The 14,850-nt window shown below is 43.7% G+C and carries 13 protein-coding genes and 1 pseudogene; 4 read left to right on the top strand and 10 right to left on the bottom strand.

Going from position 1 to position 14,850, the window contains the following annotated elements; translation table 11 throughout:
• Positions 1 to 387 precede the first annotated feature (387 nt).
• On the bottom strand, positions 388 to 1,254 hold the full coding sequence (locus Q0986_RS10055; RefSeq protein WP_299409175.1) for an alpha/beta hydrolase: 867 nt from the start codon (positions 1,252 to 1,254) through the stop codon (positions 388 to 390).
• A 90-nt stretch (positions 1,255 to 1,344) separates the two neighbouring features.
• Positions 1,345 to 1,785 carry a VOC family protein gene (locus Q0986_RS10060; protein ID WP_299409178.1) on the bottom strand — a complete coding sequence of 147 codons (441 nt, stop codon included), beginning with the start codon at positions 1,783 to 1,785 and terminating at the stop codon, positions 1,345 to 1,347.
• A gap of 284 nt (positions 1,786 to 2,069) precedes the next feature.
• Here Q0986_RS10060 and Q0986_RS10065 point away from each other — a divergent pair, with 284 nt between their 5' ends.
• Entirely contained in the window at positions 2,070 to 3,173 is a 1,104-nt protein-coding gene (locus Q0986_RS10065; RefSeq protein ID WP_299409181.1) for a hypothetical protein, read from the top strand.
• 13 nt (positions 3,174 to 3,186) lie between these two features.
• On the opposite strand, the gene Q0986_RS10070 is transcribed toward Q0986_RS10065, so the two are convergent.
• Genes Q0986_RS10070 through Q0986_RS10085 form a run of 4 tightly spaced genes read right to left on the bottom strand, consistent with a single transcriptional unit; the run spans position 3,187 to position 7,536 of the window.
• Entirely contained in the window at positions 3,187 to 3,849 is a 663-nt protein-coding gene (locus tag Q0986_RS10070) for a DUF4340 domain-containing protein (RefSeq protein ID WP_299409184.1), read from the bottom strand.
• Positions 3,850 to 3,890: 41 nt separating this feature from the next.
• Positions 3,891 to 5,657: a Gldg family protein gene (locus Q0986_RS10075; protein WP_299409187.1), complete on the bottom strand. Its 1,767-nt coding sequence runs from the start codon at positions 5,655 to 5,657 to the stop codon at positions 3,891 to 3,893.
• Positions 5,658 to 5,707: 50 nt separating this feature from the next.
• Positions 5,708 to 6,478, bottom strand: coding sequence for an ABC transporter permease (locus Q0986_RS10080; RefSeq protein ID WP_299409190.1), 771 nt, complete (start codon positions 6,476 to 6,478; stop codon positions 5,708 to 5,710).
• Entirely contained in the window at positions 6,475 to 7,536 is a 1,062-nt protein-coding gene (locus tag Q0986_RS10085; protein ID WP_299409193.1) for an ABC transporter ATP-binding protein, read from the bottom strand. Before Q0986_RS10085 ends, Q0986_RS10080 begins: the two co-directional genes overlap by 4 nt.
• Before the next feature lie 133 nt (positions 7,537 to 7,669).
• Between Q0986_RS10085 and Q0986_RS10090 the strand changes: the two genes are divergently transcribed.
• Positions 7,670 to 8,491 carry a PD-(D/E)XK nuclease family protein gene (locus Q0986_RS10090; RefSeq protein WP_299409196.1) on the top strand — a complete coding sequence of 274 codons (822 nt, stop codon included), beginning with the start codon at positions 7,670 to 7,672 and terminating at the stop codon, positions 8,489 to 8,491.
• Positions 8,492 to 8,918: 427 nt separating this feature from the next.
• Positions 8,919 to 9,524 carry a DVUA0089 family protein gene (locus tag Q0986_RS10095; RefSeq protein ID WP_299409200.1) on the top strand — a complete coding sequence of 202 codons (606 nt, stop codon included), beginning with the start codon at positions 8,919 to 8,921 and terminating at the stop codon, positions 9,522 to 9,524.
• A 172-nt stretch (positions 9,525 to 9,696) separates the two neighbouring features.
• Here Q0986_RS10095 and Q0986_RS10100 read toward each other — a convergent pair whose 3' ends face one another.
• From Q0986_RS10100 to Q0986_RS10115, 4 genes are all read right to left on the bottom strand, one after another.
• Positions 9,697 to 10,974, bottom strand: a complete 1,278-nt coding sequence (locus tag Q0986_RS10100) for a TAXI family TRAP transporter solute-binding subunit (RefSeq protein ID WP_299409203.1) — start codon at positions 10,972 to 10,974, stop codon at positions 9,697 to 9,699.
• A 225-nt stretch (positions 10,975 to 11,199) separates the two neighbouring features.
• Positions 11,200 to 11,469, bottom strand: a complete 270-nt coding sequence (locus Q0986_RS10105; protein WP_299409206.1) for a hypothetical protein — start codon at positions 11,467 to 11,469, stop codon at positions 11,200 to 11,202.
• A gap of 245 nt (positions 11,470 to 11,714) precedes the next feature.
• Positions 11,715 to 13,433 carry an NB-ARC domain-containing protein gene (locus Q0986_RS10110; protein WP_299409211.1) on the bottom strand — a complete coding sequence of 573 codons (1,719 nt, stop codon included), beginning with the start codon at positions 13,431 to 13,433 and terminating at the stop codon, positions 11,715 to 11,717.
• Between the two features lie 741 nt (positions 13,434 to 14,174).
• Positions 14,175 to 14,486: a hypothetical protein gene (locus tag Q0986_RS10115; protein WP_299409214.1), complete on the bottom strand. Its 312-nt coding sequence runs from the start codon at positions 14,484 to 14,486 to the stop codon at positions 14,175 to 14,177.
• On the opposite strand from Q0986_RS10115, the pseudogene Q0986_RS10120 reads away from it, so the two are divergent.
• A pseudogene (locus tag Q0986_RS10120) lies at positions 14,457 to 14,770 on the top strand (DDE-type integrase/transposase/recombinase). The gene Q0986_RS10115 and the pseudogene Q0986_RS10120 sit on opposite strands and share 30 nt — an antisense overlap.
• The last annotated feature ends 80 nt before the right edge of the window (positions 14,771 to 14,850 follow it).

Below are 14,850 nucleotides of genomic sequence, written 5' to 3' on the forward strand. Positions count from 1 at the left end.
TTCCACGGAAAGGTGAGAGGCTATTTGGATCCGTTTTGGCATGATAATTAAGCTAATCTCATTCCTCTATACTATGGGTGATTAAACGGATTTTATATCACTTCTGGATAACTTGAGGACTTTACACATCAAGGCAATGGGAAAATTCACCTTCTCTGCCTCAATTAGCTCATAGGGTTTGAGCTTTCCTGAGCAAAGAAGGTTGCTGCTTTTTTTAGAAAATCTCGTTCCATCTGAACACGTTTGAGGTCTCGACGCAATTGGTTGAGTTCTTGACGCTCAGCAGAGGTCAAGGGGCCACCGGATATAGGGTGTTAGAGACTGACTCATGATTGAAAAGACCCGACAGTCAGACTTTTAAGACTTGTGGGTAAGGGATAAATCTATTCATACTTCAACACTACTCACAAAATCTGAAGTTAAGTCAGATAATATTTGGGAATATTTTGATGGAAGTTCATGATCTGCACCTGGAATAATATGCAATTTTGCGTCACAGATATTTGCTTCAAGGTGCTCCCCAAATTCGACTGGAATCGTTTCGTCTGCTTCTCCAAAAATAATGAACGTTGGAGAATGGATGTTTTTTGCGTCGTCATAGATAAGTTCATCACTTATTTCTAAGCGAAATGCTCTTTGTATCCAGGCTTGAAAGACAGGATCATACAAAAATCTCTCTCTGATAAACCTTATATCCTGCACTAATTTTTCATTTCCAAGCAATTTCATCACAGGAGATACTAAGCTAATGAGCCAATCAATGATTGGTGTTTTCCAAGAGAAAGGGATAAGTATTCGGTACGGTTCTAGATACTCTCCAACACCTGCGGGAGCTAGCAAAACAAGGCCGAATACTGCTTGGGAGGCAGCAAGTTCTAGACGTGAGGCTGTCCAACCTCCTAAAGAATGGCCAACCACAAAAAAATTTTCAATCCCAAGCGTTTCCATAAATTTTTTAGAAAAAGCCACCTGTGAATCAACTTTATATTCAATATCTAATTGAGAAGAATGACCAAACCCTAATAGATCGAGACTGATACAACGATATTTATCTTTAAGGTTGTTGATAATGCTAGCCCAAACAGTTGCGTCTGAGAAAAAACCGTGAATAAATAAAATCGCTGGGCCATTGCCAATGTCAATATATGCTGCACTAACCCTACTCTCTGGTTTCCCTTCAACACTTAGTTCGAATGAGATGTTAGATTTTTTAAGATCTATCATTCCAGGTCCGAGAAAATAACGTAGCATCATTTTCTCACCGAGTCTCCTTGGAACGTACTACAGCTTCGTTAAAGCAGGTTGGAGCTGATCTTCAAACTTCTCAATGGCCGTTGCTTGATTTTATTGATCGAGGAAATAGGAGATCATAATCCTGGGTGAAATTTCTTTAACTTGAGTCGCTAGGGTCCAGGTATAGCCAAAGGGATCCACTACAGTGGCGGTGCGATCGCCCCAAAACATCTCTTCTGGTTTACTCACGTTGGTCATTCCGGCTTTGATTGCTTGCTGATAGCTGGCATCAACATCGGGTAAGTAGAGGTAAAAGGCAACGGGCGAATTAGGATTGGGGGCTTGTCGGGGCGATCCTTTAAATTCATCACTCATAAACAACTGGGAATCGCCAATCGTTGCGGATACATGCATGACTATGCCCTCTGGAGTTTCGAGGAATGTGTCTACGATTAAGCCAAAAGCACGTTTGTACAGTTCAATCGCTGCTTTGGTATCGCGATATGTCGCATTGGGCGTCATTGTATGAAAACCAGCGGGCTTGTAATCCATCGGATAGTCCTCAAGCAGTTAGGCGAGCAATATAGTACTAATGTACTTTTATGATATCAAGTCTATTGCCAACTGCATGGAGTCTGAACAACAATCTAGGATCCATGTGGCTCTGATTCCTTAGCTCTAGCTACTCGGGGCTGACCATTTCGTTTTCCTCAGTTATTTACTGAATAGAGAGCAAAGATAGCACCGTCACTGATGCAGATCACTCAAACGACTAAAGAACCACCATATGATGGGATAGATTCTATGTTTTAACTTAAAGTTCATACTCTACTTTTATGAACAATATCGAACTTTTCAAAGTATTTGTATCAAGTTATCTTTCAGGACGCCCAGCATTGGAAAGTAATGCTGAGCTGAGAGTTGAACCCATTGGGGATACCTTGCAGCTGTTAGCAAAAACTGAAGGGTTAGTCGCTACAGCTAAATTTTCTGGTGACCATCGGCATAGCTCTATTCGTTACAAATCAAGCTTTTGGCCACAGTTGCACAAGGCTATGGCCATGCAGAAATGTTTGCCCGTTTGCCAATCAAAAATTATAGGTTTTTATGAATACAAGCCTATTGATATTCCTGGAAATTATAGTATTCACTTCACTAATTCTTTGGATTTATTGCAAGCATGGTGGATGTGTACAAAAAAGAATAGACAGCGCTCTTTAATGAGTTTTCTTGTTCTCTGCCGGGGTGTTTTGTATCCTATTCAAAATTTAGTTTGTGAGCGAGGTAATATCACGATTCAAATAGCAGGACATCGGATGCGACTCAACCCGTTGAATCGGTTGAGCTGGTTGAAAAGCACAGAACAACCTGCACTCTCCCTGCCCTCAGAACCGAAGAAGCAGTTTAATCGTACTCAGTCCAAGAAAGGTTCTAACTCTTCAAGACAAAGCCAGGCAATGTATCGACGAACCGATGTATCTCACTATCCTGGCAGTAAGCGCATTGGTAGTTATCTCGTTGATGCTGGCTTGTTGTCCCTGGCTCAAGTAGAAGTTGTCTTGTCGGATCAAAACTCAACGGAAATGCGATTTGGAGAAATCCTGGTCTCTCGGGGCTGGCTCAAATTGGAAACGGTTGAATTCTTATGTCAGAATGTGATTCTTCCACAGCGAGCTTTGGCTCAAAAAACGGCTGATGTCACCTACTCATCACAGCTATCTTCCCAGAGACATAGACAAAAGCGATTGAACAAAGTTGCTGCTTTTGTAAAGGAGCCATCACCCCCACAAAGGAAGCCTGTATCTCTGGCCTCTGCTCAGAAGTCGATGCCAACGCCTGGAAAGCTTCCTTTTCTTCAGCTCCCATCGATTCATGAGCATGAAACTTTATCAACGTATGACAACCTGGACTCTGACTATTTACCGGATTGGATAGAGTGAAAGGGGCAGAGCTCTACTGAGGGACCTGAGGTGGCGGCAAGGGAATTGAGGGGCCTGGATCAATCGAAGGCTTGGGTGAAGTGGAGGGCTCTGAGGGCTGCTCAGGTTTTGCTTGGGTTTGCCACTCTGTTAACGGGCGATTGATGGCATTCAAAAAAGCAGTTGGAACAAGCACGACTTGAAGGGTATCGACAGGGGCTGATTGAGGATCCACTTGGGCATAAAGATAGCTTTCTGTCGGCTCTTGGCCTCCTAACACGAGATTGTGGGTTTGTTTATTCTTGAGAACGACTTGGATGGTCCCGGGTGATTGATCAAAGCCGAATTCTTCTTGTCGGGAAGGTTTGACCGCTAGTGTTCGGGGACTTTTGGTCGTGGCGAGGAGGTTGAGCAAAAAGGCAACTGCTGCCTCATCAGCAGGTTGATCCTGGGGCTTCTTCATGCGCCAGGTATGGGGGAAACTCTGTTGCGATCGCTCAAACACCAGCGTCAGTTTGGGCGTCGTTACCGTTAGCGTTTCAACCTGATCTTCATTGAAAGAGAATACTTGTTGTAACTGTTCTTGCTGTTGGGTGGCCTCTTCTGGACTTTTTTGGGCGTTTGTCCATAGAAAAACACCCACCCCACCCACAATGGCCGTGATCAGTAAAACAATCGTTGTTGATTTGAGCTTCATCTCTTTATGATCGCTAAGGATCTACCGTTGCTATCGAGGACCTATCGCCTTTGCCACCATAGAGCAGCAGCAGTCAGAAAAGCCAACAGTGGCAACACCGCAACTCCCAGAAAACTGAGCAGATCACGCATCGACTGGGAGATATTCAAGCTCCTTTGAATCACTGTTTTAGGCCGAATCGAAAGAGTGGGGTCATCCCCATCGGCAATAAGCCACGAGACAGCGTTGACAAAAATATCACGGTTGACCGTTTGATCAAAATAGGGATCATCCTTGGCAAAGTCAGAATCGCCAATCACCACGATGCGGGCTGCTTCTCCGGTAATGTCAGGTTGCAAATCTTCGGCAGATGAGGGGGGCGGTACCGACTCTGTAGACGCTGGTTCAGAGGGCTTAGACTCCGTTGGAGCAGGCGTAGATTCAGGTGATTCAGGCTTGGAGGGCGATGGTTTAGACTCTGGCGTTGGATTCGCTTCAGATTCAGGAGCCTCCGACTTTTCTGCTCCGGAGGATTCGGCTTGATCCGCTGGAGGCGCTGAGATAGACCGCTTAATGGCAACCCCAATCGTTAAGGGACCCTTGCGATCGCTCTCGGGATTAAACCGAATTTGTTGATCCGTTAGATCACTTTCTGCCCAAGTTTCCTCACTAGTTTGCAGTAATTTAAAGACCTGCTGGCCTGGCTGTTCTTGGATATCAATGGCTTGAACAAAGGGAAAAAATGAAAACTTTTGATTAAAGCTCTGGGTAATGGGATGGTCGCCATAATCTGCTGCGGCAGGCCAGGCTAAACGGACATGCTTTGGATCAACAATCAGGCGACCATCCAGCTCAATGCCGATGGACTTGAGAGTGGGCTTCAGCCCTACCTCCACCTCAGGATCCAGCATGAGGAACAGATTCCCGCCTTGCTTGAGGAACGCATCAATTAACGTGATCTCAGCCTCCAGTAACGGTAATTTGGGGCCTGCGAGAATCAATACATCCGCATCCTTGGGGATGGCTCGCTGCAAGGACAGATTCAGCGATTCCACCGTAATCCCTTCCAGTTTGAGCTGATTGACAACCCCCGCTAAACTTTCCGTAAAGCCTGACAAAGGAACCTCATTATGGCCCTGGATCACATAGGCCTTGGCCTCCCGATTATGGGTTAACAGCGCAATGGCGGGGGTTAAGGTAACCTCCGATAACCCTGAGGACAAAAGCTTCATTCGTTGTCCCGAAACCAAACTAATATCTCCCAAGTTGCGAATCCCGTGCTTGCGCGCTAAGCCGGGTTCAGCTTGCGGATCCACAAACCTAAACTTAAAAAAATTAGGCTGCTGGCGTTGGTATTCCTTCAACAACAGTTGATTTTGTAAAACAACTTGGCTTTGGGTGCCCGATGCCGAGGAATCATTGCCGATAAACACCAGCACTTCAACGGGCTTCTGCAGAGAGGATAAGACATTTAGGGTTTGTGGGGCCAAAGAAAAGGTTTTTTGTTCTGTAAAGTCAACTCGGTAAGAAAAACGGACTGCCATAAAATTGATCAGTCCCAGAATCACTAAGACAGCCAGCGTAGAGATAAAGGCATTGGTGCCCGATTGGGTGGATCGCCATCGCCACCATCCTTGTTCAGACGTGTCAGCACCCGTTTGCCATCGCCACAGAAAGGACAGCCCCATCAGTATCGTTCCGGTGATCATGACGCCGAGCGGTAGAGACAACCATTGTCCCGATACCAAACCAGCCGTGAAACCGGCAATAACTACAGCCAAGCCAAACCAGCTTAGAAGCTTTAATATTTTGGATAAAACCTGCGTCACGTTGCCCCTACTCTCCTCCGAACACAAATTGGGTGACTCCACCCCAGTCCTTACCGTCGCTGGAATCGCAATAAATCAATCGACTGAGCCGTCAGGAATAACCCCAGCAAAATGTAGCTAGCAAAGGACACAACGCTGCTCATATCTAACACGCCCTGGGTCAGGGTGGCATAGTGCTTGAAGAATGACATCTGGCTAAAAAGGGTCTCCCAAGGCTCTCCCCATTGTTCTCCCAGCACAAATAGCCAAAATAGGATAAAAATCAAGGCATAGGTCAGAATAATGGCTAAAAAAGAACTATCAGCGATAGAGGAAATAAATAACCCTAAGGACGAGATGGTCGCCGCCAGCAGAAAGAGTCCCAAATGACCGACGACAAAGACGCCTGGAGCCATCGGTGGATCAGCATAGCTCAGAAAGACGACTTCTAAAATACCCACCGGCAACATCATGGTGATAAACAGAGTCCACAGCGCCAAGAGTTTTCCCACCGCAACCGCCCAGTTGGTGATCGGGGATGTGGCCAGAAGTTCTAGGGTGCGATGACGCCGCTCTTCCGCGTATAAGCCCATGGATAGGCTGGGAACGATAAAGATCACGATCCAAAACATGACGCTGAGGAACGATTTCAAGCTTTCTTGGGGGACATCTACCATATGGCCTGCCGCTTTCAGCTCTATCCAAGTCCTCACTTCTGCCACAGAAAATGCACAAACTGAGAACCAAAATACGCCAGCAATAATGTAGGCCAAGGACGATTTAAAGTAACCCTGAAGTTCCTTACGAAAGATCGCCACGATGTTATTAAAAATCAAAGTCATCGAGTGTCCTCAGCCTCATCGATGGATGGATTATCCTTTTGAGTAGGGGGCTCAGAATTTGCAGGAGGGGGGGCTGTTACTGAGTGGTCCGGTTCATCTGCCTCTATCTCTGAGGGGATATCTGCCTCTTGTGTAGTGAGTTCTAAGTAAATTTCTTCCAGGCTGGTTCCTAACCGTCGCATCTCATAGACGGCGACATTGGCATGAACCAGATGATGGGTCAGTTGATGGCCAATGGTCGTATCGGGGTGGCAGATGACCCGAACTTTACGGCGATCTGGATGGGGTGTGGTTAACCAGCGCCACGTCAGCACGCCGTCTAAGGTTTGCAAGCCGTGTTCAATCTTCTCCGATGTCCCTTGCAATTCCAATTCATAGGTGAGCTGATCGGGCTGTTGGGCTTTGAGGTCCGCTAAGGTACTGGTGGCAACGACTTTCCCATAGTTGATAATGGCGACACGCTGGCAGGTCATACTGACTTCGGGCAAAATATGGGTGGAGAGAATCACCGTTTTATCTTGAGCCAGGGTTTTGATCAAATTACGAATATCAATAATCTGGCGAGGATCTAGGCCAATGGTGGGTTCATCCAGAATGATCGCAGGCGGATTGTGAACAATGGCCTGGGCAATCCCGACGCGTTGTCGGAACCCTTTTGATAGTTTATAAATTAAGGACTTTTGCACCTCTAGAAGATTGCACTGTTCGAGTGCCCACTGCACTTGCTGAGCGCGATCGCCTGCTGATACGCCTTTAATCCGACCTACAAAGTGTAGGTAACCTTCCACCGTCATGTGGGGATACAGGGGCGGTACTTCGGGCAGATAGCCAATTCGCTGTCGAACGGCCATCGGCTGGTCATGAACTTCGTAACCGGCGACTCGGGCTGTGCCACGGGTTGCAGGTAAATAGCCCGCCAAAATTCGCATGGTGGTCGTTTTGCCAGCTCCATTGGGTCCCAGTAATCCCAGAATTTCTCCAGGTTGGGCCTCGAAGGTGACATCTTGTAGAGCGGTTGTTGAGCCGTACACTTTACTTAGGTGCTCAACCTCAATCATCGATTCTTGCACTCAGCGATAACCGTCAAATTTTTCCGTCAAATTTCCCCCACTAACCTAGCTTATCCCCCGTTTGTATTCCCTGGCACTCTTCAGTCGTGACCTTAGACAAAATTATTTCGTTCCCAAGATTATGCAACATCGTCATCAACCGATTTGGCAGTTGTCGCAGGGGCACCTCAATCTTTTAGCGTCTTGTCTCCGTAAGTTTCAGCATCGGTATCTTGATCGCTTAGATACGTCAACCCCCCTAGACAACCATCCGCATCAACAGCTGGGTGCCCAGTTCCATCAGCTCATGCAACAACAGGCATTAGGGTTAGAGATTGGGCCACTATTGGCAACGGATACGCGATTAAAAGCGTGGTTTGATGCCTTTGTCGCAACTCCTCCACCCATGATTGAGGGAACGCGAGAGAGTGAACACCAGCGTTTATGTTGGCAAGACGGTTATGTGTTAGTTGCCGTCTATGATTTATTGATTCAAAATCCAGATCAAGCTCAAATTTTAGATTGGAAAACCTATGCCCTGCCTAAACGAGCGGATCGCCTGCGTCATCATTGGCAAACACGGCTATATCTATATTTATTAGCCGAAACCAGTAATTATCGTCCTGAGCAGCTATCAATGACCTATTGGTTTGCAGAAGCCTCCAGGCAGCCGGAGGCAAGGGCTAATTTCTTGACCTTTCCTTACACCTCAGCTTGGCATAAGCAAACCCGACAAGATCTCAACCGTCTCTTAGCGCAGTTAAATCAAGGATTAGTCGCCTATGAAACGGGAGAAGCGATGCAACAGGTTACTTTTACCGAAGGCAAATGTGTGTCACCTAACCATCGTTGTGAATTTGCAGAACGCTGTGAACGACGACTCCTAGAAGATGAAGCGCTAGCATTGCAAGATGCCCTTGTGGATATTGATGCGATCGCAGAAATCCCACTCAAAACCAATTGAATGGCCGTCAGTCCTAGCTCTCTCTCTTTCTACTCCATACTCAGCAGGTATTGACCCATCCAAACCAAAATCAACTTTCAGACCTGGGTTGCGCATCAATACTACAGGGATTAAATCGTGCTGTTTGACATCTTAAATTTTCTTGCCACTGCCCCGTCAAGGTATGGAATAACGCTTCGTCAAAGCGAGTCTAAAAAAATTAATATTTGGAGCTTGTTTTTTACTTTTTTAGAGATATTTAACTTATGTAAAAAATCGAGCAGCCTAAAGTAAATTAGAAGGGTTTTCACTCTATCGTATGGAGAACCCCCAATAAATCAACATCTCTTAAGCTAAGATTCTGAGAATATTCTGTCCAACCAGTATTCCTAGAAAGAAGTTCATTGAGATTTCCGTTTGAAATTACTCTAACAGGGTCTATCTAGCAATGTTTGCTTATCTCCAACAGGTCCTTTTTATAGGCAGCCTGATCACGATCTTCTCCGTGCCAGTCCATGCAGCTACCCTCACTTTTGAATCTTTCTCAGGCAGTTTAAGTGCTGATAATGATGTGTCACGATTCAACTTTACGGTCAATAATCCTGCCCGAGTGGGTATCAGAACTCTCTCCTATGGAGGCGGTCGTTTGGCCGATGGAACTGAGATTTCTCCCGGTGGATTTGATCCAATATTGACGCTGTTTGATAGTAGCAATACTTCTATAACCAACAATGACGATGGAGACGGCAGGGTAGATCCTCGAACTCATGAAGCTTATGATTCTCGGATCGTCAGATTTCTGAACCCAGGGACATACACTGTTGCAGTTAGCCAATACGATCATTTTTATGATTTGGATCAATTTCCCGCTCGGTCAAGAAATTTTACTACTACTTATGGCTGCTCTGCGGGTCAGTTTTGCGATGTTACGGGCGACTCTCGGACAAATAGGTGGGTGGCGGAAGTTCCCGAATCCTCAACTATTTTAGGATCAGGACTTACCCTCGGACTATTGGCAATACTGAGGTGTCAGCAGTTGCGAAAGAAAACATAAAAACGATTGGGGCATACATCAAGGAATTATGAGATCTCGAATGATCAAGTTTTTTTGACTCGCCTATTTTCTCGCCTCCAAGTCTTAAATTTCTAAAGACAGAGTGATGGTTACCAATTCCTCATACTTCTTCCACTTAATAACTAACCAACTATCAGGGATTCTTGTAAGACTAAAGTACTCTTAACAAAATCGTTTCCCGATGCCGTAGCGTGGTGATCGCAACTTCCCAAGGCAAGGTAAAGGATTGAAAAGATTCGGGTGAGATTCGATCTTTGTCGAGATCAACCACGACTGCTTGCAGAATGCTTAATAAACGTTGGCGTAGCTGACTCAATTCTTCTAGGTCTTGAGTATCTTGAATCGCCTCAATCAATGCCAGCAGTTGGAGATTATACATATCAGCACGGTTTTTCTGGCGGCCAATTAACCATAGGCGACATTGCCAGATCCCCGAAACCACCAATACACTTAAGGACAAAAATAGTCCCAATAGTTCTGCATATTGCACCCAAAAATTGGGTTGGTTTTTGTTGTAGTACCGTTCCGCGCCTGAATGTATCGACCATCCTAAAATCTTGTGGGTTTGGGTTGGCTCAATAGTAAATGCTGGCGGGTATTCAGCGACCAATTCCATTCTTCGATCTTGCAGGATACGAGCAATGGCATAAACGACTTCCTCATCCACTTGTCGACGAGCAATAAGTAGTGCGCGAACGGCTACAGTTTGTACATCTTGGGTAGGGATAGGTCGAGTACCATCATAGATGCCTTCTGGAATGGATGCTGCTTCCAGAAACGGGTAGGTTAAACGGAGAGCCTCAGTTTGTTTAATCGGTAACAGACGTAGCGTTTGCGATCGCAACACTTGACGTATTGCAGCACTTCCTGGCCGAATAACTTGGAAGAGAGCATCAGCTCTCCCACGTTGCAACTGGTCATAGGCATCATGGGCCGAAGTCGAAGGCTGATGCTGTTGAATATTAATCTCATAATGCTGAGCAATCGGCATAAACAACTGATATGCACCGCTCCCCTTAGGTGGTAAGGCAATCTGCTTCCCTTGCAAGTCAGCCATCGTTTCGATTCCAGACTGAGTGTTAACCAGGACATGCGCTACTTCAGGAAAGAGTAGCGCCACCGCTTGAGCGGACGCTTGTACCGTTGAGTCTCCCTGAATGAGGGCCAACTGAGCTGTGTTCTCATTTAGGAAGCTTAAATTTTGTGATGTTCCTTCTGTGGGAATAACTTTGATTTGGATATGAGGATAATGACGAGCCACCACTTTCGCTAGGGCATGGCCAAAGGCATAATATTCACCCGAGCGACTCGCTGTTGCTAATGTCAAGACATGAACCTGGCGACGTTCCCGCCACAAATGGATGGAAAATCCTCCAGCCGCCAGCAAGCTCAACAGTAAAAAGGTAAAAGTAATACGACCTCTATTCATAGGTAAGAAATATCAAAGGAAGCTAGTGGCCATCAGGCAGTGGAATATCAATATTTCAAGTCACCTATCAAATTAAACGGCTTCAGAACCCGTCATGGCCTCTAAACAAAAATGTAGGCGATGCTTGAGTGCATCGCCTACATTATCTCCAAATACTTCCCAACTGAATAGCTGGGTTGTCAAGTAACCCACCTGATCTCAATAATCAGAGATAGGTTGCTCACGTTAAGAAAAGCTGACTCCTGCTCCACCGGAATTATTGTTGTTATCACCTCCATTGTTGATTTGGAGTGCGGGGCCACCTACTCCAATTAAGATATTTGTCTTAGGACTAGCATTGACATTCAACTCAGGACTGAAATTAATGGTTGGCGACAATCCATCTGTCTGATCTGAAGAGATCAGGTTTCCCCCTTGAATACTTTCTGCTTCTTCAAGACTCAGCTCAGTCAATAGAGATGAATCGTTGTTGATTTTAGATAATTGCTTAGACATAAACCCTCACTATTTTTAATTAAATAAACTCTGTGCTGTCACCGTTCATGTTTAGGAAAAATCGACTCAATTGCCTTGAGCTCAAAGCCCATAGGCTCGAGAAACGATAGGTGCTTTTGGCTTGTATCTGACATTCCAAGTTCGAGGATTGATAAAATAGAATAATAGCTACAGGAATCATAGATATTAATCCGACAATAATAGGCCAATGACCTAATTAGCTCATATAATCATTTTTAAATTTATTATTTTTCTAAGCTTACACTTTTCCTGAAGCTAGAATAATTATCATCATCTAATATTCCTTTTAGATAATTGTGTATACATAGAATATTGCCAGTAATACATTCCAATTCCATTTGTGAATATATTCTCTGTATATTCAGCATCCTAGAAAGGTAACAGTCGACATTCCTTGGAGAACCAAAGTGTAAAAAGAGTTTCTTAAGAACAGGTCTGACAATGAATTTGATTTGATTCGTCTTTATTTCATCTCGCTCATTCTCGTTAATCAATAAGTATTTCTTTAATGTCATAAATCTCTCATTTGTTATCTCCTGAAAAAATACTTCAATAAAGTAATTATTTGTGTAATCTGCAGTGATTTTATCTAGAGAAAATTTTCCAGATGTTTTTTTAGTCAATGAACGGCTTTTCAAAGACTCTAAGCCATACAATAGTTCATCGATTAGAAGAGTAGAAGGGAAGAAATACCTTAATTGATTGATTGTTAAAGGTTCTCGTATAAGAGAGAGCCAGTACATTATGATCTGTTGTAGATTGGTTAGGCGACCGATCTGCTCGCTGAAGAGATCGCGAATATCATCAAATATAAATGGGGCATTATTCTGGACCTCCAGAAAACCTTGGATGTTGCCATCAAATATTTTATGGATATTAGAAGCTACAATCTTTAGTGCAAATGGATTTCCAGCATAATCCTGAATGATAGTGGACTGTTGATCATGGAGTTCTGTAAATATATTGTTATGCTGAAGTATTTTTTTGCCAGCTGTATCAGACAAGCCTGACAATTGCATATATCGAAAAGACAAGTTGCTGCCTTCTAAGGCAGTTAAACCCTTCGGCCACTCACGGGATGTAAAGACTAGACAGCTGCTATGACTCGTTTCTGCCAAACAATTGAATAATTGCTCATATTCTTGATGACTTTCATGGTAGCTGCCTTTCCGATCTCCACTTTTAAGGACCGACTCGACATTATCAAGAATAATTAAACAGCGAAAGGAACGCAAGTAGGTGATTAAAGCCAATAGTTGCTCATCAAATTTTTGAGGTAATTTCTTGGGATCCTGACCAGAAATAAATTGAATAATATTAATGAGCAATTCATTCGCAGATGGCATATTACGGAGACTACGCCAGATGACATAGTCAAAATCTCCTTGTATTTGCTCTGCTAGCCTAACTGCTATGGTTGTTTTACCTATTCCTCCCATCCCTAATAGGGCTAGCAATTGACAACGATCGGCTTGGATCCAGTTCTTGAGAACTGTAAGTTCCTCTGCTCGTTCGAAGAAGTGGCGAACATGAATAGCATTTCCCCAATCAGTATGGGATTGAGAATTGCTAATTTTCCCCTGTATATCTCTTGTAATAAGTCTTGTTTTTTTGTTCTCTTGAGAGAGTAACTTTGCGAGGGTTTTTCCTTCCACCACTTCCTTTTTGCTGGCATAGATTTTCGCCCACTGACGCTCTATTGCGGTCCGGAAATTAGTTTTGCTAACTGACTCGCCAAAAGCTTTACTTAATCGCGCCCAGAGTTGAGGACCAGCGTCTCGTTTAAGATAACTTTCAGAATAAGAGGAGTTTTCAGCTATCTTCTCATAGGTTTGACTCTGCCAAGCTCCCTTTAATATAACTGTTTCTACATCACTAAGATATTTTCTAAATCGCGCATATTTAACAGTATTGATAACATCCAGTGCTTGTTCAAATTCCATGACTTCACCTTATCTGTTATTCAGAAGTCGACCTCAAAATAAAATTAATTCAGCATATAAACATCTAAAAATACTTTATAAGCTTTAGTTTTCTCATAACATAAACATAGTTTCTTGGAATTAAATAAAAAGGCCTGAAACTTACTCAAAATGGAAGTTACAGATAGATATTTAGTGCTATCTAATCTTATTTTTATAATCCTTATTCTTTTCTCTATTTTGTTTAATACTTGTTAATTACTATTAGTGATTCAATAAGTTTGGGCAGTGATCAAGATCACCAATAAGACTGGCTAACCATACATATATCCACATAAAAGATAGGAGCCCTTAGTGATTTTTGAGTGTTAATTATAAGTTAATTATCAATTAATAAAAGTATTTAATTCATTAAGTACTGGATCTAGAATTCGTCGTAATTGATTTTGGCTGATTAAGTTCTATATATTCTATGTTTGTAGATAATAAAATGCACATATAGTAACTTTATAGGTAAAGAATTCTATAAAGCCTTGAGATTCTTGTCTGATAAGATTTCCAGGAAAAATGGGTGCTTCTTAATCGCAGCTTACTGCTCGTTGCGATGGCTTCAAAATTAAGCACCAGTTTATTGATGAAATTAGGTAGCCACCAAAGGTAAGGATAAAGTCTATTAGATAACAATCGCGCTGGTAGAATCCCGACCTTTTAAACCAGTGGCTGGGTATTGTCAACTTAATTGATATGGCACCGCACCCGCTACTATGCAACGCTTAAGGGATGGGCATTTCCTACAAAGGACACCGTTTCTCCATCGAGATCATCTCTTATTGTGAGTTGTACTACACCTTCCCCCGCAGCTTCCGAGATACCCAGAAAATGATGTTGTATCGAGGCATCAAGGTTACTTATGAAACCATCTGAAAGTGGTGTAGAAAATTTGCTCAAGCCTATGCCAATCATATTCGTCGTCACCGCTTCAACTCTGTAGATAAGTGGCATCTCGATAACATTGTTATCAAGGTCAAGGGGAGGAAATACTACCTGTGGCGAGCTGTCGATAAAGATGGCCATATCATCGATATCTTGATGCAAAGTCGTCGAAATGAAGCGGTTGCCAGTTTTTACGCAAACTTCTCAAGCCTCAAGAGTTCCCATCCAGAGTAAACATTACCGATAAGATAAAGAGCTATGGTGCAGCCAAAGAAAAGATCCTGAAGGATCTAGAGCACAGACAACATAAAGGATTGAATAACCGAGCAGACAATTCACATCGACCAACAAGGGTGAGGAAAAGGCGAATGGGACGCTTCAAATTTCCCGGCCATGCTCAAGTTTTCTCTCTGCTTTTGAACTGATCCGAGGATATTTCCACCCGTTGCAACATCAACAATCTGCACCTGAATCTAGAGATACGATGAGTCAGCATTTTGACAGT

Source organism: Acaryochloris sp. IP29b_bin.148 (assembly GCF_028285565.1).
In the GTDB taxonomy this organism is placed as follows: Bacteria; Cyanobacteriota; Cyanobacteriia; order Thermosynechococcales; family Thermosynechococcaceae; genus Acaryochloris.